15 protein-coding genes are annotated in these 20,319 nt (G+C 61.4%); 10 read left to right on the forward strand and 5 right to left on the reverse strand.

Translation table 11 applies throughout. The features are described 5' to 3' along the window. Nucleotides 1–8 precede the first annotated feature (8 nt). Entirely contained in the window at nt 9–2,102 is a 2,094-nt protein-coding gene (locus IEW18_RS17080) for a T9SS type A sorting domain-containing protein (protein WP_188559083.1), read from the reverse strand. 190 nt (nt 2,103–2,292) lie between these two features. On the opposite strand from IEW18_RS17080, the gene IEW18_RS17085 reads away from it, so the two are divergent. The 4 genes from IEW18_RS17085 (at nt 2,293) to IEW18_RS17100 (ending at nt 6,071) form a co-directional block, all read left to right on the forward strand. Continuing rightward, nucleotides 2,293–3,177, forward strand: a complete 885-nt coding sequence (locus tag IEW18_RS17085) for a M48 family metalloprotease (RefSeq protein ID WP_188559084.1) — start codon at nt 2,293–2,295, stop codon at nt 3,175–3,177. 221 nt (nt 3,178–3,398) lie between these two features. Beyond that, the gene (locus IEW18_RS17090; protein WP_188559085.1) at nt 3,399–4,301 is read left to right on the forward strand and encodes a PhzF family phenazine biosynthesis protein; all 903 of its coding nucleotides are present in this window, start codon (nt 3,399–3,401) and stop codon (nt 4,299–4,301) included. Nucleotides 4,302–4,436: 135 nt separating this feature from the next. Next, on the forward strand, nt 4,437–5,258 hold the full coding sequence (mutM, locus tag IEW18_RS17095) for a DNA-formamidopyrimidine glycosylase (RefSeq protein WP_188559086.1): 822 nt from the start codon (nt 4,437–4,439) through the stop codon (nt 5,256–5,258). 312 nt (nt 5,259–5,570) lie between these two features. Further along, on the forward strand, nt 5,571–6,071 hold the full coding sequence (locus tag IEW18_RS17100; RefSeq protein WP_188559087.1) for a DUF5004 domain-containing protein: 501 nt from the start codon (nt 5,571–5,573) through the stop codon (nt 6,069–6,071). A 130-nt stretch (nt 6,072–6,201) separates the two neighbouring features. Here IEW18_RS17100 and IEW18_RS17105 read toward each other — a convergent pair whose 3' ends face one another. Further along, nucleotides 6,202–7,227, reverse strand: a complete 1,026-nt coding sequence (locus IEW18_RS17105; protein ID WP_188559088.1) for an SDR family NAD(P)-dependent oxidoreductase — start codon at nt 7,225–7,227, stop codon at nt 6,202–6,204. Nucleotides 7,228–7,454: 227 nt separating this feature from the next. Here IEW18_RS17105 and IEW18_RS17110 point away from each other — a divergent pair, with 227 nt between their 5' ends. Continuing rightward, nucleotides 7,455–7,916, forward strand: coding sequence for a hypothetical protein (locus IEW18_RS17110; RefSeq protein ID WP_188559089.1), 462 nt, complete (start codon nt 7,455–7,457; stop codon nt 7,914–7,916). A 230-nt stretch (nt 7,917–8,146) separates the two neighbouring features. On the opposite strand, the gene IEW18_RS17115 is transcribed toward IEW18_RS17110, so the two are convergent. Beyond that, the gene (locus IEW18_RS17115) at nt 8,147–8,926 is read right to left on the reverse strand and encodes a sulfite exporter TauE/SafE family protein (protein ID WP_188559090.1); all 780 of its coding nucleotides are present in this window, start codon (nt 8,924–8,926) and stop codon (nt 8,147–8,149) included. A gap of 171 nt (nt 8,927–9,097) precedes the next feature. Here IEW18_RS17115 and IEW18_RS17120 point away from each other — a divergent pair, with 171 nt between their 5' ends. The 5 genes from IEW18_RS17120 (at nt 9,098) to IEW18_RS17140 (ending at nt 16,358) form a co-directional block, all read left to right on the forward strand. After that, nucleotides 9,098–9,739, forward strand: a complete 642-nt coding sequence (locus IEW18_RS17120) for a CatB-related O-acetyltransferase (RefSeq protein ID WP_188559091.1) — start codon at nt 9,098–9,100, stop codon at nt 9,737–9,739. Between the two features lie 70 nt (nt 9,740–9,809). Next, the gene (locus tag IEW18_RS17125; protein WP_188559092.1) at nt 9,810–10,868 is read left to right on the forward strand and encodes an LLM class flavin-dependent oxidoreductase; all 1,059 of its coding nucleotides are present in this window, start codon (nt 9,810–9,812) and stop codon (nt 10,866–10,868) included. Between the two features lie 260 nt (nt 10,869–11,128). Next, a complete protein-coding gene (locus tag IEW18_RS17130) occupies nt 11,129–13,708 on the forward strand; it encodes a TonB-dependent receptor (RefSeq protein WP_188559093.1) in 2,580 nt (859 codons plus the stop codon). Between the two features lie 134 nt (nt 13,709–13,842). Next, entirely contained in the window at nt 13,843–15,231 is a 1,389-nt protein-coding gene (locus IEW18_RS17135; protein ID WP_188559094.1) for a PepSY-associated TM helix domain-containing protein, read from the forward strand. A gap of 86 nt (nt 15,232–15,317) precedes the next feature. After that, nucleotides 15,318–16,358, forward strand: a complete 1,041-nt coding sequence (locus IEW18_RS17140; RefSeq protein WP_188559095.1) for a bile acid:sodium symporter family protein — start codon at nt 15,318–15,320, stop codon at nt 16,356–16,358. Between the two features lie 89 nt (nt 16,359–16,447). Here IEW18_RS17140 and IEW18_RS17145 read toward each other — a convergent pair whose 3' ends face one another. Together IEW18_RS17145 and IEW18_RS17150 are read right to left on the reverse strand one after the other, a co-directional pair. Next, complete coding sequence (locus tag IEW18_RS17145; RefSeq protein WP_188559096.1) at nt 16,448–17,584, reverse strand: PepSY-associated TM helix domain-containing protein; 1,137 nt, start codon at nt 17,582–17,584, stop codon at nt 16,448–16,450. A 17-nt stretch (nt 17,585–17,601) separates the two neighbouring features. Next, nucleotides 17,602–20,058, reverse strand: coding sequence for a TonB-dependent receptor (locus tag IEW18_RS17150; RefSeq protein WP_188559097.1), 2,457 nt, complete (start codon nt 20,056–20,058; stop codon nt 17,602–17,604). Between the last annotated feature and the right edge of the window lie 261 nt (nt 20,059–20,319).

A 20,319-nucleotide genomic window follows, 5' to 3' on the forward strand; every position in this document is an offset into this window, starting at 1 on the left:
GGAGTAGTTTACTGTTTCACTACCCGCAGGCGCTGCACCAGGTTTCCGCTACGCCATTCCAGCAGGTACACGCCGGGCCGCAGGTCGGTCGGGGTAAGGGTGCGGAACGTTTGGGCGGCTGGCACGGCCGCGGAGTACACGCTCCGGCCCGTAAGGTCGAGCAGGCGCAGGGTGGCGGCTGCAGCGGCCGGCAGCTGCACCTGCAACTCGCCGGTGAAGGGGTTGGGGTAGGCGACCAGCGCGGCGCTGGCACCGGGCGCCACCGTTACCACGGCCGAGTAATGCTCCGTGCCGTCGAGGTCCTGCTGGCGCAGGCGGTAGTAGCGCAGGCCTGCCAGGGGCCGGGCGTCCAGGTAAGTGTAGTCGTGAGCGGTAGTGCTGTTGCCGGCGGCCGGCACCTGGGTAAGCTCGGTCCAGGTGGTGGCGGCCGGGTCGTCAGCCGCTTCCACGGCGAAGAAACGGCTGTTCAACTCCACCGACGTGCGCCACCGCAGCTGCACGCCCGTCGGGCCCGCTTCGGCCCCAAAGCTTACGAGGGTTACGGGCAGGGGTACCGGGGCCAGCCGTGCGTAGGCCGCGTTGTTACACCGTACTGCCGAAAGACTAAAATCAGTTTCGGCATTACCGCCAGCCACGTCGCTGGCCACGCTGAGCACGCGGTTCTTGGTGTTGGGCGCAATGGCAAAGTGCATCACAGCGCCCGGCTTGATGATGTGCCCGAGCTGGATGCCGTGGCCCTGCTCGTGCAGCGCTACCGTTTCAAAATCGAACTGGCCCCCCGCGGGATTGGCGGCCGTAAACTGCCAGTTGCGCTCCTCGTCATAGAGGTAGTCGGTTTCGACTAACACCCAGTTGATACCGCCCCCGTTCGTGCTGCAGCCCACGTAGTAGGAGTAAGTGATGCCCAGCACCCCGGCCGCTAGCTCCCCGGCATCATCAAAGCTGACGATGTTCACATTGTCGCGGGCATTGGCATTGATGGAGTTGTTAGTAGCGGCCATGCGGCGGTTGGCTCCTACCCCGTTGCGCCAGGTCAGCAGGGCCCGCTCAAAGGACTCCTTGGCGGCCGTATTGGCCGCGAAACGCTCGTTGTATTGCAGCGTATAGCCGCCCTGCCCGTCGCGGCCAACCAGGGCCACGCGGTACGAATTCAGGGGAGTAGTGGCGCTGGTCTGATGGCTCAGATTAATCAGGGCGTAGTCAATCGTTACGTTATCAGCGCTGAGGGCGCTTTCCGCGGTGCCATTGGTAACCAGCACGGCCCCGGAGCCAGCCGCCCCCGCATTGCCGATGGTGTAAGAAGGCACCCGCACCTTGATTTCCGTATCGGACCAGCTCAGGTAGTCGGTGGCCAGCGGCGACACGAACGACTGCCCGCCATTATCGGAGTTCCGGAAGCCCACGGTGCCCGTTCCCTGGGTAGCCCCAAACCCCGAGCCGCTGATGGTCAGCACGCTGGTAGTACCGGCCGTAATGGTGGTGGGGCTCAGCCCGCTGATGAGCGGGGCGGCGCCGGGCCGGGCCGCCCGTTTCAGGCGGGCCTGCAGCGAGGCGTTGGGTTGCACGGGGCGGAAGGTATGGCCAGTTTGGGCTTCCAGGGCAGGGTACAGGTCGTTTTCAATGGAAGCGTAGCGGGCAAAGGGCTCCGCGGCCGTGGCCGTGTTCAGGTCGTAGCTGATCAGGCCCTGGGGCCCGGCATAGAGGCGGTAGCGGCCGGGCTGGCGGGGGTCGGGCTCCAGCAGAAATACCGCCTGCTGGCCCACGGCCAGTTGGGGCGAGTTAGTCACTTCTTCCCGCCGCAGCCCTACCGTGCCGCCGGCCGTCACCAGGGTAACATTTCCGGCGGGCAGCGTGCCCCGGAATACTTTATATACTTCGAGTTCGTTAAGGGTTATGATGTGCGGCCCTTCGTCCTGGCTGCGGGTAGCGGCTACGCGGGCTTCCACAATTACGGTGGCGGCGGCAATGCGCTGGCGCAAGGGAATGGGCTCCAGCAAGCAGGCATCCTGGGCTACAGCAAGACCGGGGGTGGCGGCTAGCAGCCCCAGTACAGCGGCGCCCGTCCGGAGGAACCTATTCCACCTCAATTGTGTTTTTTTCATGTAGCTCAGTATAGATTCAGCGTTTTTCACCCCGCTTTCTGTCCGCTTGTCGGACAGTCTTTGTTGGCGGTACAAGTACAGAAATATGCGCTACAAACTTTTCCTTGCCCCCTTTTAGTTCCTTACCCTTTGCCGATAGTTTTCGGCAAGGTTCTTGTTCTTAAGCCATTACACTTAACAGGATTTTTTCATGAACCACCCTTGCTTCTTCCGCCGCTTCGCAGGCTTGGTGCTTGCCGGGTGGCTCCTACTTACCGGCTCGCTGCAAGCGCAATCCACTACCGGCCAGCGCGACGTCCTGCGCGAAATCACGGATGTAGTGGGCCTAAAGCCCCGCTTCGAGCTGCGGGCAACGACTGAAGTACAAAACGCGGCTGCCGTCGTGTACGGGGGCAAACGTTACCTGCTCTATAACCCGCAGTTTGTGGCCGCCGTGAACCGCGCCGGCCGCACCGACTGGGCGGGCATCAGCATTCTGGCCCACGAAATGGGCCACCACCTCAATGGCCACACCCTGCGCGCCGGCGGCTCCAACCCCGCCGATGAGCTGGAAGCCGACGAGTTTTCGGGTTTTGTGCTGCGCAAGATGGGCGCCAGCCTGGCCCAGGCCCAGGCCGGTATGGCCGTGGTTTCCGATGACGAGGCCTCGCCTACCCACCCGGGCCGCCGCACCCGCCTGACCTCCATTGGGGAAGGCTGGCAGCGGGCCAACCAGCAGATTGTAGCCAGCACCCGCGTGGCTGCTCCTTCCGCTGCGCCTGCCGTGCTGGCCGACCGCGCTACGGCGCCGGTACGCACGGTAGCCACCTCGGCTAGCCCGGTGAGCGTGCTGGGCAAAATCACCTTCCGCGACAATCCCGACGAGTTTTTCTACCTCACCAACCGCTTGAGCGTGGTGCGCGTAGACCCCGCCGACCGCACGGCGCAGGTGGTAGGCCGCCTGACCCGCTCGGAAAGCACCAATTACCCCTACGTGCTAGTTGATGGACAGCAGCGTCGCCTCTACATCAGCCGCAGCGGCGGTATTTTTGATACCACCGGGCGGCAGGTAGCCATGCTCTCCGATCCTTCGTAAAGCGCCTGAACGCGCTACTTGTACAAGCCAAGGCCAGCTTCCGTGGAAGCTGGCCTTGGCTTGTATCGTTATTATAGAACGTGGCAGAGCAATGACCAACCATAGCCAGGGCGCCCACCTGACGGAAAAAGCTGTGACGGCGCCCGGCTGCCCTACCCTAGTCGTGGGGTAGCGCTTTGCGCGTGGGGGCTACCTTTGGCCCTACACCTACTCATTTCGCAATGCCTTCCTATCCTTTTCTGCTGGTAGATGCCTTCACCCAGACGGCCCTGGGCGGTAACCCCTGCGCCGTCGTGCTCGATGCCGATGACCTGAGCGAGCAGCAGATGCAGCGCCTGGCCCAGGAGTTCAACCAGTCTGAAACCGCCTTTGTGCGGACGTCGGACGTGGCGGCTTTCGGGGTGCGCTACTTTACTCCCAGCGAGGAAATCCCCCTGGCCGGGCATCCGACTATTGCTACCATCACGGCGCTGCTGCACACGGGCCGGCTGGCGCGGCCCACTGCCGTGCCGCTGGCACTCGAGTTGGAGTTGCTGCACGGCCCTATTGCTATTTCGGTGCAGCCTCCCCAGGCCGCCGGCGCTCCGGCCCAGGTCGTCATGACCCAGCGCCGGCCCATCTTCGGGCAGGTGCATGATCCGGCCGAGGTGCTGCCGCTTTTCGGTCTTACTCTTGCGGACCTGGTGCCGGGCTCAGTTATTCAGACGGTAAGTACGGGCACGCCTCAACTGATGATGTTCCTGCGCGATGCCGCTACCCTGCGGCGGGCTTATTTACCTAATCCCGCAGCCCTGGAAGCGTACCGCCGCCGCACTGATTTCTTCAGTTCCCACCTGTTCTGCCTGGAAGGCGCCACGCCCGCTGGCGCTACTTTCGCCCGCCACCTCTGCACCCCACCCGACGTGTTGGAAGACCCCGTGACGGGTTCCGCCACCGGCGGCATGGCCGCCTACCTCTGGCACTACGGCTACCTGACTACCCCTAATTTTGTGGCCGAGCAGGGGCATTGGCTGGGCCGGCCCGGCACGGTAGAAGTACGCGTGCTAGGCCCCCGCGAAGCCATTGACGCCGTGCAAATTGGTGGTACCGGCGTGGTGGTGCTGGAAGGCCAGTTGCAACTCTGAGCACAATGAAACGGCAGGGGCCCCGTTAGGAGCGTAGCCGCTGGGTTGGGAACGGAGGCTAGTGTGGCGCTTGTTGGTACTAGTTGCCGCCGCTTTAGGGCTGCCTTTCTTTCCTGACCCTTACCCTGACTCTAGATGCCTGAATTACCAGAAGTTGAAACGTACCGCCGTTTTCTGGAAGAGATGATGCTTCAGCAGTCCATCGTGGCTGTGGAAGTAAAAGACCCGCACGTACTGGCTGTTGACGAGGATACCCTGCGCCAGGCGCTGGTAGGCTGCACCGTAACGGGCACGAGCAGGCTCGGCAAAAACTGTTTTCTGCTGCTGGACAGTGGCCCGGCCCTGGTGCTGCACTTCGGCATGACTGGTGACGTAGGCGCCTACCGCCACGAAGAGGATGCGCCGCGCTTTACCCGCGTAGCATTCCATCTGGCTTCGGGCCTGCGGGTGGCCTTTATCGACCCGCGGAAGTTTGGGCGCATCCGGCTGGCAGAAAGCGTGGGCCACTATCAGCAGGCCAAAAAGCTGGGCCCCGATGCCCTAGACATTACCGCCGAGGAGCTGGAGCATAAGCTACACCGCCGCAAAACCATCCTAAAACCACTGCTGCTAGACCAGAGCATCACGGCGGGTCTCGGCAATTGGATTGTAGATGAAGTGCTGTTTCAGGCCCGGATTCACCCTGAGCGCACGGCTCATACGCTGTCGAATGCAGAATTTAAAGATCTGCACCAAGCCATTCAGTTGGTATTGCACACGGCAATCGGGCATGAGGCTACCTACCGGGATTTTCCGGCTGGTTTTCTTATCCATGCCCGGGAATGGGACGATTCCGCGACACCAGGTACTGATAGCCATCTGTTCTGCCCTCGCCACCCTGATACTAAAATAGAAAAATTTTATGTTGGCGGACGGACCACCTACGTATGCCCTCGGTGTCAGCAGGCCAACAGGTAACCTATAAAATACTATTGCACCTATATATTAGCCAGCTACTAACTAGCTGGCTATTTTCATTTTTAAAGGATAATGATATGAACCTGCTAATAAAATGCGCTATATATTGTACCATATAAGGAGAACTTGGTACAAATCAGCCAAAATAGCTAACCACCTGAACCAGCATTAATTATAATTACTTAGCTTTGCATCAACGGTAACCACAAGGAAGCCAAGTAGTAGAGAAGTTGGACGTAAAAAGTGAGGCATATGCCGCAGATATACTACGCCTCGAAGCGTGTTGTTGCACAATCACCAAAACCCGTTTTCATGAAGAAACTGCCCGTGTTCCTGAGCCTGCTGGCTAGCACCCTTGTGTTTGCCTCCTGTGAGAAAGAGATTGAGCAGATTAAAGACCCCGCCCAGGAAGTGGCAGCCGCCGCTACAACTGTCCAATCGAAACCGGAACTGTTGGCCGCTGGCCCCTGGCACCTGACCAGCCTGACGCTGGCTACGGCCGCTCCCGGCGCTACGGCTACCCCTGCCGTGGACATTTTCCCCCGCATGAAGCCCGCCCAGCGCGACAATCTGCACAGCTTTGCAACCAGTGGCGCGTATACGCTGGATGAGGCGGCCGTAAAAGCTTACCCTGAAGCCCCGCAGCAAAGCACCGGCACCTGGAAGCTAGCTGGCGATTCGCTGACCATCTCCCAGCCCGACGTGACCCGTCACTTCGCCGTGGAGGAACTCACCAGCACCACCCTGCGCATCAAGCTGACCCAAACCAGCGAGCAAGGAACCAACACCTACACCTCCGTATTCTCCCGCTAAGCGCGGCGCTTTACTGCAAGCCCGCCGAAACAGTAAAGCGCCCGGCCATAATGACCGGGCGCTTTACTGTTTCGGCGGGCTTCCGTTTTTTAGTGGGTACGACGGCTACCCTCCTGGTTTCGGCAGACCCTTACCGCTCGTTGTTTTGCTTCTCGGCTTTGCGGGTGAGAGTAGTAAGCCAGGAGCGACTTAACTCCGATTCGCTTTCGTAACCCCGGCGCCGCTCGTCGCCGAGGGGGCCGCCGGACTTGGGCAGGCTGCGGTTTACCCAGCTCAGCACATCGGCGGTAGTACCCGGGAACAGGCCGTGGAGGGTAGAAAGCACCTTGGCCGGCACGCTCAGAATCACCTCGGCGTCGCCGCGGCGGCAGGCATTCCAGATTTGGCGCCCGGCCGCGTCGGCATCCATAGAAAGCATGGGCAGCGAATCAGCAATGATAAAGGCGGCGTACTCCTTTTTATGCTGCCCCTTCACAATGGCGTGGCGGGCGCTGCCGGTGCGCATCAGCCCGGGGCACACCGTCGTCACCTGAATGCCATATTGCAGCAGCTCGGCGCGGTAGCTTTCCGAGAGGCCCACCAGCGCAAACTTGCTGGCACAATAGGGCGCCAGGTGCGGCACCGGCACTTTGCCGCCTACGGAGGCAATGTTTACGATGCGGCCCGCCCCGCGGCGGCGCATACTGGGCAGCACAGCCTGCATGGCGTGGAGCGGAGCCCAGAAGTGGGTGTCCATGGAATCCTGGTAGTCGCGCAGCTCGATGTTGTCAAGCGGACCGGCCGTGATGATGCCGGCATTGTTGACCAGCACATCAATGGGGCCGAGCTGATGCTGCACTTCGGCCACCAAAGTCTGAACTTCCTCGGCATTGGTTAGGTCCCGGACCAGGGCCAGCACTTCGGCCCCGCCCTGGGTTAGCTCCTGGCGGGCGCGTTCCAGCTCCTCGGCGTCGCGGGCGCAGATGGCTACTTTGGCGCCCTCCGCTACGGCTTGGCGGGCCAGAATCAGGCCCAGCCCGCGCGAGCCGCCGGTAATGAGCACGACTTGCCCCGCTAGCTCGTAGCTGCCGCGGCGGTTAGAGTACAGAGTAGCGGCCAGCAGGCCCACGGCACCGGCCGCAGCGGCCAGCAGGGTATTTCGGGTATCGGGTTTCATAGGTTCGGGCGAAGTAGTGCCGCCAAGCAGCAGCATAATCCGTGTATGGAAACCCCGGGGAAAGGTTACGCGCCGCCCCGCCCAGATTTTGTTCTTGCGGGGGAATACTCCCGCTAGTTTGTGCGTTGTGGCTGGCAGATTGCACTTCTGGCATCATCTTTACAGTTGAAAAGCGCCGGTAGCAACTCTCCTCTGTTTGGCTGCCCCGACTTTTGCTATTCCCTCGCATGAAAACTACCCTTCTCGCCACGCTCTTGCTGCTTAGCGCCCCCGCTACCCTGCTGGCCCAAACCGCCGTTAAGCCCAAACCCAAACCTGCTGCGCCGGCCGCTGCCCAGCCCTCGGCACCTAACCCAGCCCAGATAGAGGCCCGCGCCAACGCCCTCACCGACAACATGCAAAAGGCCCTGGCCCTGACTCCGCAGCAGGTGGAGAAAGTGCGCCAGATCAACCTCATCAGCGTGCGCGGCGTGGAAACCGCCCGCCAAAAATACGGCCGCGACGTGCGCAAAATGGCCGGGGTAGTCGACGACATCGGCCAATCCCGGCTGGCCATGCTCAAGGAGACACTCTCCCCCCAGCAGTTCGACAAGTACCAGCGCAAGCGCGAGGAGAAAATGGGAGTTCCCAGCAGCCAGGGCGTCCAGGGCAACGCCGCCCCCGGCCTCCCAAACCGCTACCAGGAGTAGAAAGTGAGTTGGTGATGGAGTGAAGAAGCGAGTTGTCCTGGCGAAGAGGCTTGACGCCGCCATCCATCCTCTCTCTTGCTGGACACCTCCTAACGTGACCAGCCCTTACTTCCCACGTGGAGGTAAGGGCTGGTCACGTTTCAGAGGGGTAGCACGTTGGCTAAGAAAGATGGCGTCGAGCCTCTTCGTCAGGACAACTCACTCCATCACTCCATCACCAACTCACCACTTTACCACAGGCTCACTTCAAAAACTTGTAAACTGAGCTTGACGATGAAGGCGCTGACCACTACCAGGAAGAGGATGCGCACGAAGCCCGTGCCGTGGCGCAGGGCCAGGTGGGCGCCCAGGGTGGAGCCGATGATGTTGCTGATGGCCATGGGCACGGCCACGGCCCACAAAATATGGCCGGTGTAAGCGAAATAGGCCAGGGCGGCCAGGTTGGTAGCCACGTTGACCAGCTTGGCCGAAGCCGAGGCCGTAAGGAAGTCGTAGCCAAACAGACCCACGAAGGCAAAGAGCAGGAAGGAGCCGGTACCGGGCCCGAAAAACCCGTCGTAAAACCCAATGACCAGCCCAATCAAGGCCCCGTAGAGCGGCTCGCGGTTTTCCGGCAGGCGGGGCGCGTGAATGGAGCCAAAATCTTTGCGCCAGAAGGTGTAGATGGCAATGACCACCAGCAGACCCAGCACCAGCGGGGGCAGTAGCTGCTGGGGCAACATGCTCACCACCCGCGCCCCCAGAAACGAAAAGATGCCGGCCACCCCGGCCGCTACCCCCACTGCCTGCCACCGGATGGGCACCTGCCCGGCGTAGCGCCGCAAAGCGGCCGCCGTGCCCATAAGAGAAGAAACTTTGCCCGTCCCGAAAATGGTAGGCACCGGCGTGCCTTTCAGCAGCACCAGCAGGGCGGGCAGCTGAATCAGGCCGCCGCCACCCACCACGGCATCAACCAAACCAGCCAAAAAGGCAAAGGCACACAGCAGGGCGAGAGTAAGCGTAGAAATCATGCGGGCGCGAAGGTAGGGCCTTCGGCCCCGAGTTGGGCCACCTGCCCGCCGAAACTACGTTGCCTTGTGTTGGCGCTGGCTACGCCGGCGGCGCCGGCCCGGGGCTACAACCAGGCGGTTGCGGCGCCAGATGCTGTACTTTGGGTTGTTGTCCTACCTCTTTTCGCAGCTATGCACGGCCCCGACCCCGCTACCCTTCATCCCCTACCCCACCACCGCAAGCTGGTGTTCCTGAAAAACTACATCACCCGGCCTACCATTATCGTCGGCGACTACACGTATTATGATGACTTGGAGGACCCCAGCAATTTCGAGCGGAACGTGCTTTACCACTTCGATTTTATGGGTGACCGGCTGCTTATTGGCAAGTTCTGCGCGTTGGCGTCGGGCGTGAAGTTTATCATGAATGGCGGCAACCACGAAACGGCGCCCATTTCCACGTTTCCCTTCGCCATTTTCGGGGGCGGCTGGGAGCAGCTGATGGCCGGTCAGGACATTCGGGACAAGTACCCTTCCAAGGGCGACACCGTGGTGGGCCACGACGTCTGGATTGGGCACGAGGCCACGATTATGCCCGGCGTGCGCATCGGCAACGGGGCCGTGGTAGCCACCAAAGCCGTGGTAACCCGCAACGTGCCCGACTACGCCATCGTGGCGGGCAACCCGGCCCAGCTGGTTCGCTACCGCTTCGATGAGGATACCATTGCCCGCCTCAACCGCCTGGCGTGGTGGGACTGGCCGGCCGAGAAAATCACCCGCCACCTGGCCCTGCTCAACGCCGCCGATGTGGCGGCCCTGGAGCGCGCCGAGTAGCCCCAGGGGCCGCTGGCAACCAAACCAACCGGGGGGCGCGGCGGTTATGGTGGCTAGTCATTCTTCTGCCATGGAAACTCCTTCAACAATCCGTCTGAGCGTGCTGGACCAGTCGCCGGTGCCGGTGGGCCGCACCCCGCGCGAGGCCCTGCACCATACCCTGGAGCTGGCCCGCCTCACCGACCGGCTCGGCTTCACCCGCTTCTGGGTGTCGGAGCACCACAACACCAACACGCTGGCCGGCTCGGCCCCGGAGGTGCTGCTGGCCCGGCTCGGGGCCGAAACCTCCCGCATCCGGCTGGGCTCGGGCGGGGTGATGCTACCCCACTACTCGGCCTTGAAAGTAGCCGAGAACTTTCGCCTGCTCGAAACTTTGTATCCCGGCCGCATCGACCTGGGCATCGGTCGGGCCCCGGGCTCCGACCGGATTACGGCCCACGCCCTGAACCCCCACAACACCTTCAGCGACGAGGATTTTGCCGAGCAACTCATGGATTTGCGCGCCTACCTGCGCGATGAGGTGGTGCCCGACACGATTCATGCCCGGGTGAAGGCCTCGCCTTTCACGGACACCACCCCGGAATTGTGGCTGCTGAGTTCCAGCGGGCAGAGCGGCTTGTTTGCGGCCGAGGCGGGGGCGGCCTTCTCCTTTGCCCACTTCATCAACCCCAACAGCGGCCCCAAGCTCATGCAGCTGTACCGCGACCGGTTCAAGCCCTCCCCGGAGCTGGCCGCGCCCCAGGCCAACGTGGCCATTTTCGTGGTGTGCGCCGATACGGCCGCTCGTGCCCAGGCCCTGGCCGATAACCTGGCCCTGCAAATGCTCAAGCTCGAAACCGGCCAGTACTCGCCCATTGATGCCGTCGAGAAAGCAAACGTGGCGGGCTTATCGGCCGATTTGCGCCACCGCCTAGCCTACCACCACCAGCGCATCATCAGCGGCACCCCCGACAAGGTAAAGGCTGACTTGCTGGAGCTGGCCGCTGCCTACCAGGTAGAGGAAGTTGTTGCCGTTACCATCACCCACGATTTCGACGACCGGCTCCGCTCCTACGAACTGCTGGCTGATGCTTTTGCCCTGCCCGCAACCGGCGTTGCCGCGCAAGCACTGGGCGCCGTGTTGCCGTAAGAACTGAGGTGCTGGTCACCTCAATTCTTAGTGCTTTTATGCAACAACTACAATTACAAGCCCGGCCTTTGGTTGGGCTTTTTTATGCGCATTGATTCACTTTACGCTTACCAGCACCAGGTATTTACATTGACATATAAGGTTTTATGTCAAATATAGAATTTTTCTAAAGAACTGTTTTGAATCTATCTAAATAGGCCAGAGCTTTGCATTGTTTTAAATCAATCTAAACAAGCCGCTCGCCTTCTGGCGCCTTTTCCATGGCCCGACCTCTCCCCCTGCTCCTGTTGCTTGCCCTGCCGATGTCTGGTGTTGCTGCTCCCGTATTAAGCGGCCCGGATGCTCCTACTGCTGCCGTGAAGCATGGCGAGGATGACACAGCCCAGCGGGGCCGCCTGGCGGGGGTAGTGAAGGAAGAAAAAGGGCAGCCCGTGGAGGGCGTGACCGTGGCGCTGAAGGGTACCTCGTTTGGCACGACCACGGGCCCCGATGGCAGCTACCGTCTTTCGGCCCCGGCCGGCTCTTACCAGCTGGTAGTGAGCAGCCTGGGCTACACCTCCCAGGAGCTGACCGTTACGGTTACGGCCGGCGAAACCACTACCCTGCCCGAGTTTGCGCTGGCTCAGAGCAACCAGCAGCTCAGCGAAGTAACCGTAACCGGCAACCGCAGCCTGAATGAGCGCCCTACCAGCATCAGCAAGCTGCCGGTAGCCTCCCTGGATCTGCCCCAGAGCGCCGTTACGGTGGAGCGCCAGGTACTGGAGCAGCAGCAGGTACTGCGCCTCTCCGACGCACTGGCCAACGTGAGCGGCTTGTACGTGACCAGCACGACCGGCGGCACCCAGGAGGAACTAGGCAGCCGCGGCTTTGCTTATGGCTCCAACAACACCTTTAAAAACGGGGTGCGCTTCAACAACGGCGTGATGCCCGAGGCCAGCTCCCTGGAGCGCATGGAAGTGCTGAAGGGTAGCGCTGCCATCCTCTACGGCAACGTGGCCGCGGGTGGGGTGCTGAATTTGGTAACCAAGAAGCCTCAGTTTGAGCGCGGCGGCTCGGTAGGCCTGCGCGTGGGCAGCTTCGGATTCTGGAAGCCGATGGTGGACGTGTACGGCGCAGTCGGTAAAAGCGAGAAAGTAGCGTTCCGCCTCAACGGCACCTACGAGCAGGGCAACAGCTACCGCGACGAGGTGAAATCCGACCGGGTGTACGTGAATCCCTCCCTGCTGTTTGAGCTGAGCCCCAAAACGACCCTAGTTCTGGAAGGCGACTACCTGCGCGACAACCGCACGCCCGACTTCGGAATTGGCGCCATCGACTACGTAATTCAGGAGTCGCGGAGCCGCTTCCTGAATGTGCCGGGCGCTAGCAACGCCACCAACCAGACCAGCACCACCGCTACCCTCACCAGCCGCCTGAACGATACCTGGCAGATTCGGGGCGTGGCCGGTTTCCAGCGCTACGACAACGAGCTGCGCACTGCTACCCGCCCCGTACCCCCAGTAACCAGCCCCAGTTCCGCTACCTACGGCGACCTGACCCGCAGCTTGCAGCGCACCGAAACCAACGAAAACTATTTCCTGGCCCAACTGGACCTGACCGGCAAGTTCCGCACCGGCTTTTTGGAGCACACGGTGCTTATCGGGGCCGATGCCGACCAGTACCTGACCAACACGTTGGCGTATTCCGGTCCGACCTCAGCTACCAACTCCCGGGTCAACGTAACGGCCTACGACGCCATCAACATCCTGAACCGCAGCAAGGTAGTAGCCCAGCCCAAAGAGCGTATTGGGAGTTTCGATGCGCTGGTGCGCAACCTCTCCACCCAGAGCAATACGCGCCGGGCCGGCTTCTACGTACAGGACCTACTTAGCCTCTCGGAGAAAGTAAAAGTGCTGGCCGGCCTGCGCTGGAGCTACCAGGAAACCCCCAGCGACCTGTACTACCACAACACGGCCGCCAACCGCGCTGGCACCAACAAATTCGGCCCCTTGGCCGGCCAGCTGGTGAACAACCGCCGCTACGACGATGCCTTCTCGCCCCGCCTGGGCGTGGTGTACCAGCCCATCAAGACTACGGCCCTGTTTGCTTCGTACTCTAGCTCTTTCACGCCGCAAAGCAACACGGCCGTCGACCTGGAGGGTAAGCCCCTGCCTCCTTCCATCATCGACCAGTACGAGGTAGGCATCAAGAATGACTTGTTCAAAGGCGCGCTGTCGGCCAACGTAACGGCCTACCGCATTGTGAACAGCAACCAGATTCAGAGTGTACTGCCTACTGATCCGCGCTTCCAGACAGCCCAGACCACCAGCCCGCAGGAGCTAGCTGGCGAAGTGACCAGCAAAGGCGTGGAGGTTGATATCCAGAGCAAGCCAATGTATGGCCTCTCGTTTATTGCGGGCTACAGCTACAACCACACGGCCTATACCAACAGCAACATCTTCGAGAACGGCAGCCGCCTGCGCTACAACCCAGCCCACACGGCCAACCTGAGCTTGTTTTACAACTTTGGGAGCACCTTTGGGGAGAACGGGTTCCTGCGCGGCCTCACGGCCGGCATCACTACCTACTACGTCGGCGACAAGCTGGCCGGCCGCAATCCGCGCACAGTAAACCCCGCCGATGGCAAGCCCTGGCCTACCGGCACGGACGCCAACAAGTTCATCAGCATTCCGAACTACCTGCAGTTTGACGCCTCGCTGGGTTACACCTACGACCGGTTTTCGGTGCGCGTGAAAATGGCCAATCTCCTCAACGAGCTGAGCTATAACATGCACGACGACAACAGCGTGAACCCCATTGCCCCGCGCAATTTCTCGGCTACCCTGGGCTACCGCCTGTAGCGCGCAGCGGCCCGCCACAGGCTAGTTCGCTAGCTGGCCCAGAAAAGTGAGTGAAGTGAAAACCCGGGAGGTGCTAGCTGCAACTGGCCACCTTTCGGGTTTTCGCCCGACGTTCCGCCTTGTATTTTAGCCCTATGAAAACCTTCTTTCGCAACATTCACCTCTACCTCAGCCTGGTTTCGGGGCTGATTATTGCCGTCGTTTGCCTAACCGGCGGTGTCCTCGTCTTCGAGAAAGAGCTGGAGCAAGCCTGGCACCCGGAGCGCTACTTTGTGGCGCCGGCTCCTACCGCCGCCCTGCCCCTGGAGCGCCTCACGGCCGCCGTAAAAGCCTACAAAGCCGACGCGAAAATCACGGGCGTGAAGGTGTACGCCGACCCCGCCCGCACCGTGGAGTTCAACCTAGCCGGCGCCCCCGGTGGCCCCGGCGGTGAGCACAAAGGCGAGGGAAAAGAGCCGAAAGCAGCGGGCGGCAGCGGCGGTGAAGGCCGCGCGGAAGCCGGGCAGGGCCCCCAAACGGCTGGGCAACGCTCCGAGGGTGGGCGCGGGGACGCAGGCCCGGGCGGCAAAGGCGGCGCGGAAGGCAAAGGTGGTAAGGGCGGGGGCGGCGAAGGCGGCCGGGGTCCGGTGGTGTTCGTGAACCCCTACACGGCCACCGTAACCGGCGAGCTGAACTACCGCGAAACGTTCTTTTTTACCATGATGGCCCTGCACCGCGGCATGGTGGGCGGCGCCATCGGCAAGCTGATTGTGGGCGTGAGCACCGTCATGTTCCTGTTCATCATTGGCACCGGCATTGTGCTCTGGTGGCCCGCTACCCGCAAGGCCGTCAAGCAGCGCCTGCAGGTGAAATGGACCGGCGGCTGGAAGCGCCTCAACCACGATTTGCACATCGTGCTCGGGTTTTACTCGGCCCTGTTCCTGTTCGTGTTTGCCTTTACGGGCCTGGCCTGGTCGTTTGAGTGGTTTAACAAGGGCATCTACGCCGTGACTAACTCGCCCATGCAGCGCCCCGAGCCGCCGGTGTCGGTAGTGCCGGCTGCGGCTGCGCCTACCTCCACTGGAGCTCCCGAAGTTGCCCCAGAAGCACCAGCCGCCGCCACAACCCCTGAAGCACCGGCGCGGCCTGGCCTGACGGCTGATGCGGCCCTGGCCCGCGCCCGGGAGCTGGCGCCTTCGGCAGTGTACTACTCCTTGCAGTTGCCCAAAGACCCGACCGGCAGCATTCGGGTAGCCACCCTACGGCCCAACGCTACCTACGAAAACGCCACCGACGAAGCCTACCTCGACCAGTACTCGGGCCAAGTGCTGAGCCAGCAGACCTACGAGCAGCGCAGCCTGGGGCAGCGCGTCCGGGGCCTGTTTAAGCCGGTTCACACGGGTTCCATCTGGGGCTGGCCCTCCAAAATCGTCAGCCTGGTAGTGTGCGTGCTGGGCTTCACCTTCCCCATCACGGGCACCATTCTGTGGCTAAACCGCCTGCGCAAGCAGCGCCGCAAGCAGGCCAAGCTGGTAGCAGCGTAGCGGCCGCCGGATAACCCCGGCGCTTTGCGCGCGTATTTTCAGAAGCGTCGGGCTACTTCAGCTCGGCGCTTTTATTTTGCCGCTCTATGCCTCAGCCCGCTACCCCTTCCGTACTCCCGCCACCCGAAAACCGCCTCGTAGCCCTGCTCCGGCGGGCGGGCCTGCTCGACTGGTTTCTGCTGGGCTTAATTGGGGCGGTGGTGCTGGCTTATCTGATTCCGGGCGTCGGCAGCAAGGCCAGCCCCATTCCGTGGAAAGCCATTACCACGGCGGGTGTGGCGCTCATTTTCTTTTTCTACGGCCTGCGCCTGAGCCTCGATAAGCTCCAGGCCGGCCTGCGCAACTGGCGCCTGCACGTGGTGGTGCAGCTCATTACGTTCGGGGCGTTTCCGGTGCTGGCCCTGGTGGTACGGCCCTGGTTTGAGGGGCTGAAGGGCGAGCAGCTCTGGCAAAGCATTTTCTTTCTGTGCACGCTGCCCAGTACGGTTTCTACCTCCGTGGTAATGGTGAGCATTGCGCGCGGCAACCTACCCGCCGCCATCTTCAACGCCAGCATCAGCAGCCTGCTCGGCATCCTACTTACCCCGCTCTGGACCAGCCTGTTGTTGCACACCTCCGCCGATGGGGGGCACCTCTGGGGCCTGGCTCTGAGCCTGATGTGGCAGGTAATTCTGCCGGTGGTGGCGGGCGTGCTGCTCAACCGCCGCTTCGGGGCGTTTGCCGAGCAGCACAAGGGCACCCTGCGCATTTCTGACCAGGTAGTGATTCTGTTGATTGTGTTTACGGCCTTCTGCGAGTCGTTTGCCGAAGGTATTTTCCGCAGCTTCGCGGCCCGCGACATTGTGCTACTAGGCCTGGGCATGGTAGGCTTGTACCTGGCTATTTTCGGGCTGGTGTGGGGCCTGAGCCGCCTGCTGGGCTTCTCCCGCGAGGACCGGATTACGGCCTTGTTCTGCGGCTCCAAAAAGTCCCTGGTGCACGGCAGCGTGATGGCCAGCCTGCTGTTCCCGGCCACGGCCGCTACGGGCCTGCTCCTGCTGCCGCTCATGCTCTACCACGCCCTGCAAATCATTCTGGCCAGCATGATGGCCCAGCGCATGGGTCGGGAGGTAGCCGTTTCGGCTTGATTTTCTTCCTTGTAAGAAGCAGAAGAGCCCCGCACATGGCCGGGCTTTTCGTTTACTAAAGCCAAAACGCAAAGCACAAAACAAAGTACTCAAGCCGCCTGGAGCTTCCGGGGTTTCTTGGCTTTGTTGCGGCGGCCCCACCAGATGATGGTGCCGGTTACGGGTAGGCTGGCCGAAATCAGGCTGGCCAGGAAAGCCACGATTTTGCCGCCCAGGCCCAGAATCTGGCCGGTATGGATGTCGTAGTTCATGTCGGTGAGCTTCGTGCCGGCGCTTTTGGTAGCGTGAAAGCTGGCCTGCAGTTCCTGGCCCGACACGGGGTGAAAGGCGTAGTCGTCGCGGTGGTAGTAGTGCAGGGCCTGTTGATAGGTCCAGCAGTAGGCGGGCTCCTTGCCGGCTCCCGTGGGGCCCAGCAAAATCATTTGCGCCTGGGGTGAGCGGCGGCGCACCGTCTGGTACACCACGTCGGACAGGGGTGTCGGGGCGGCGGTGGCGGGTTGCAGCGTGTCTACTTTGGCCGTTATCAGATCCTGAGGATAGGTTTGCCCGCCGTTGGCCACGTAGGCAATGGAGGTAAGCAGCCAGGGAAACAGCATGAACAAGCCCGTCAGGGCCAGCACCAGCCCGATGCTGGCGGCGTAAAAGCCCAGCACGTTGTGCAGATCGTAGTTGATGCGGCGCCAGCGGGCCCCCCACTTAATGGTGAAGCGCTGCTTGCGCTCCTGCCGGCGCTTGGGCCACCACAGCACCAGGCCGGTTAGCAGCATGACCACAAATATCAGCACCGAGCCGCCCACCACCCATTTCGCTACCGCCTCGGGCAGCAGCAAAGTCATGTGAATCTCCTGTACAATGCTGAAAAAGTGGGTGCGCAAATCGTGCTCGTGCAGCACCTGCGCCGTGTACGGGTTCAGATATACCTGCGTGCGCGCCCCATCCTTCGTGGTGAAAAACACCGTGGCCGAGCGCCCGGGCCCGAAGTACGTGACCCACGTTTCCTGGCGGGCTACCTCGGGGTAGCGAGCCAGGGCGGCGGCCTGCAGGCGCGAGGGCAACAAAGGGGCCGCCCTGGCCGGCGCTTCCACCTTCCGCCAGGGCTCCGTGAGGTCCCGGATTTCGTCCTGGAAGACGAAAATGGCCCCGGTAAGGCTTACAATAAACACCACCAGCCCGGACGCGAGTCCGAGCCAGAGGTGTAGCTTGCCAACGAGCTTTTTAGCCTTCATGGGCGCAGAAGGTTGGTTTAGAACTTGTACGCAACGCTACCAATGATACTACGCAGCTTCTGGGCGTTGAAGGTGGTGTAGCCAATCCAGTAGTGCTCATTGGTCAGGTTATCTACTTTCACCGCGAAACGGTAGTGCGGCAGGTCGTAGAAGGCACTGGCGTTCAGCACCGTGTAGCTAGGTAGCGTAAACACGCCCTGCGAAACACTATTCAGAATCTTGTTCTCGCTGGCGTAGTTCCCACCGAAACCGAGGCCCAGCCCTTTCAGCCGACCTTCGGGCTGGCGGTAGCTTACCCAGAGGTTAGCCAGGTAGGGCGAGGAAGCCGTGTTGGGGCGGCGGCCGTTCACGTTTTCGTTGGTATTTACAAACTTCGAGTAGTTGTAAGCAAAGCCGCCCACCAGGTTCAGGCCCGGTACTGGGTTGGCCGTCAGGCTCAGCTCCGTGCCGCGGCTCCACTGGGTACCGTCCTGGGCGCTAATGGTCAGGGTAGTGCTGTCGGGGGTAATAACCGTGTAGAGCGTACGCAGGACGTTCTGCACCCGAATGTCGTAGTAGCTTACCGTGGCGCTCAGCCGGCCCCCGGCCGCATCCAGCTTCACGCCGCCTTCTACCTGGTTGGCGCGCTCGGGCTTGGTCACGAAGGATTGCAGTTCGGCATTGAGGTAGGAGCTGTTCTGGTTATTAAAGCTGTTCTGGTAGTTGGCAAACACGGACACCCGGTCCTTCACCGGCTGATACACCAAGCCAAATTTCGGCGAAACGGCCGTTTGCTTGTAGGCAGGCACGGGCGTATACAGGATGCCGCCCTTGTTATCGTAGCGGTCCACGCGCACGGCAGCCAGCACGCTCAGCTTATCGGTCAGGTTCAGCACATCCGACACGAAAGCGCTGTAGGTATTGATTTTAGTGGTGACCGGGTAGCGTCCCGGAGCCGCGGCGCCGTACGTAGCCTCAACCGTGCTCCTGTTAAAGGTGCGGTAGTTGTAGCCCGGCACGTTGAGCGGCACTACGTCAATTTGCCCGCCGAAGAACTCAATATCGGAGTCGAGACGCAGGAAGTCCAGACCCAGCACCACGCGGTTGCGCAGGCCCCCTACGTGAAAGTCGCCGTTGAAGAGCTGCTGCACCTGATAGGTCTGGCGGCGGCTGTCCTCGGTTGATTGGTCGGCCCGGATCAGGCTGCTGACCCCGGGCGTGGTGCTTTTGCCCAGCGCAATGTCGGAGGCCAGGTAGAAGTACGGCCCGTTGCCCTCCGAGTAGCTGCGGCTGGAGGTAAGGTAGGTAGTAGAAGTAAAGCTGGGCGAAATCCGGTAGCGCACCTGCCCGAACAGGTTGGTGCTGCGCGAATCCTGGGTTAGCCCCGGCCCCTGGTACGACTGGCGGTAGTCGAGCGGAGCCTGGTCAGCCCGTGAAAAGCCGAAGTTATCGACCTTATCGAGGAAGTACAGGTAGATGAGCTGCTTGCCCACGTTGGTACTCCGGTACAGCTCGGCGTCGAGGTTGATGGTGAGCCGGTCGGTGGGCTGAAACTGCAGGCTCGGGGCCAGGGCCAGGTCTTTGGCAAAGCCGGTGTAGCCCGCGTTCTGGAAGTTGTCTTCGTAGGTATAGGCTCCATTCAGGCGGAAAGCCAGCGTTTTGGCGGCGTTGAGCGGCGTGTTCACATCCACACTTGCCCGGTGGAAGCCGTAGCTGCCGGCCGCCACGGCGGCTTCGCCCCCGAACCGGTCGAAGGGCTTCTTGGTCACGCGGTTGAGCAGGCCGCCATAAGAAGTCAGGGCCGAGCCGTAGAGTGTGGCCGAAGGGCCTTTGATAACCTCCAGCTTTTCCAGGTTGGCGGCATCAATGGTGCTCGTGACGCCACCCGCCACGCCGTTGCGCAACTGGCTTGATACCACAAAGCCCCGTGAGGCGTAAAACGAGCCCCCGTCGCCGGAGCGGCCAGTGGGCTCCCACATTTTTTGCACGCCCGGGGCATTGCGCGTAGCCTCATCCACGGAGAAAACTAGCTGTTCCGTTAGCAGTTCCTTGCCCACGGTGGCATACACCTGGGGGTTTTCCAGATTGCTGAGCGGCATCTTGTTGACGTCAACGGACTCTTTGCGGGCGAAGCGGTTTACGCGGGCCCCATTCACCACTACCTCGCGCAGCTGCTCAGCGTTTTCCGTAAGCGAAAAGTCCAGGGAAACGCTCTGGCCGCCGCTTACGGTCACGGCCCGTTCCTCCGACTTCAGCCCGACGGCCGTTACCACCACCGTGTATTGCCCGTCGCGCACCCGCTCAATCACAAACTGGCCCTGGTTGTTGGTAATGGCGCCCTGGCCCCGGCTCTTGAGCCCCACCGTAACGGCTTCAGCCGGCCGGCCATCGGCCGTTGTAATGGTACCTTTAATAGAGCCGGTTTGCTGAGCGGAAGCCGATAAAGCGCAAACTGATAAGATGGAAATCAGGCCCAGGTGGTGCAGTGTGTTCATGCTTAATTCTGTATTTAGAACGATTCTAAAGCACTGCAAAGTAAGGCCACAAAACGCCAGGAATGAAATTTATTTAGAATAATTCTACGCAACTAGCCAGTAGATAGCGCCCTATCACTTGGTTAGCCGCTCAGGAGCCTAGTACCTTTTGGGAGCAGCAGGAGAGTCCAAGAAGTATTTGAACCTCGGTAATGTTTGGGCTAGAATAGGGCTATTCCAGTAGCATACCCTTACATTTGGGTTTGCTTTCCCTATTCAATT

Origin of the sequence: Hymenobacter glacieicola (genome assembly GCF_014640315.1) — a bacterium.
Lineage (GTDB): Bacteria > Bacteroidota > Bacteroidia > Cytophagales > Hymenobacteraceae > Hymenobacter > Hymenobacter glacieicola.

Bases quoted from the DNA above. Each gene is read 5' to 3' on its own strand.
- IEW18_RS17080 (WP_188559083.1), bottom strand. From the start codon at position 2,102: ATGAAAAAAACACAATTGAGGTGGAATAGGTTCCTCCGGACGGGCGCC.
- IEW18_RS17085 (WP_188559084.1), top strand. From the start codon at position 2,293: ATGAACCACCCTTGCTTCTTCCGCCGCTTCGCAGGCTTGGTGCTTGCC.
- IEW18_RS17090 (WP_188559085.1), top strand. From the start codon at position 3,399: ATGCCTTCCTATCCTTTTCTGCTGGTAGATGCCTTCACCCAGACGGCC.
- mutM (WP_188559086.1), top strand. From the start codon at position 4,437: ATGCCTGAATTACCAGAAGTTGAAACGTACCGCCGTTTTCTGGAAGAG.
- IEW18_RS17100 (WP_188559087.1), top strand. From the start codon at position 5,571: ATGAAGAAACTGCCCGTGTTCCTGAGCCTGCTGGCTAGCACCCTTGTG.
- IEW18_RS17105 (WP_188559088.1), bottom strand. From the start codon at position 7,227: ATGAAACCCGATACCCGAAATACCCTGCTGGCCGCTGCGGCCGGTGCC.
- IEW18_RS17110 (WP_188559089.1), top strand. From the start codon at position 7,455: ATGAAAACTACCCTTCTCGCCACGCTCTTGCTGCTTAGCGCCCCCGCT.
- IEW18_RS17115 (WP_188559090.1), bottom strand. From the start codon at position 8,926: ATGATTTCTACGCTTACTCTCGCCCTGCTGTGTGCCTTTGCCTTTTTG.
- IEW18_RS17120 (WP_188559091.1), top strand. From the start codon at position 9,098: ATGCACGGCCCCGACCCCGCTACCCTTCATCCCCTACCCCACCACCGC.
- IEW18_RS17125 (WP_188559092.1), top strand. From the start codon at position 9,810: ATGGAAACTCCTTCAACAATCCGTCTGAGCGTGCTGGACCAGTCGCCG.
- IEW18_RS17130 (WP_188559093.1), top strand. From the start codon at position 11,129: ATGGCCCGACCTCTCCCCCTGCTCCTGTTGCTTGCCCTGCCGATGTCT.
- IEW18_RS17135 (WP_188559094.1), top strand. From the start codon at position 13,843: ATGAAAACCTTCTTTCGCAACATTCACCTCTACCTCAGCCTGGTTTCG.
- IEW18_RS17140 (WP_188559095.1), top strand. From the start codon at position 15,318: ATGCCTCAGCCCGCTACCCCTTCCGTACTCCCGCCACCCGAAAACCGC.
- IEW18_RS17145 (WP_188559096.1), bottom strand. From the start codon at position 17,584: ATGAAGGCTAAAAAGCTCGTTGGCAAGCTACACCTCTGGCTCGGACTC.
- IEW18_RS17150 (WP_188559097.1), bottom strand. From the start codon at position 20,058: ATGAACACACTGCACCACCTGGGCCTGATTTCCATCTTATCAGTTTGC.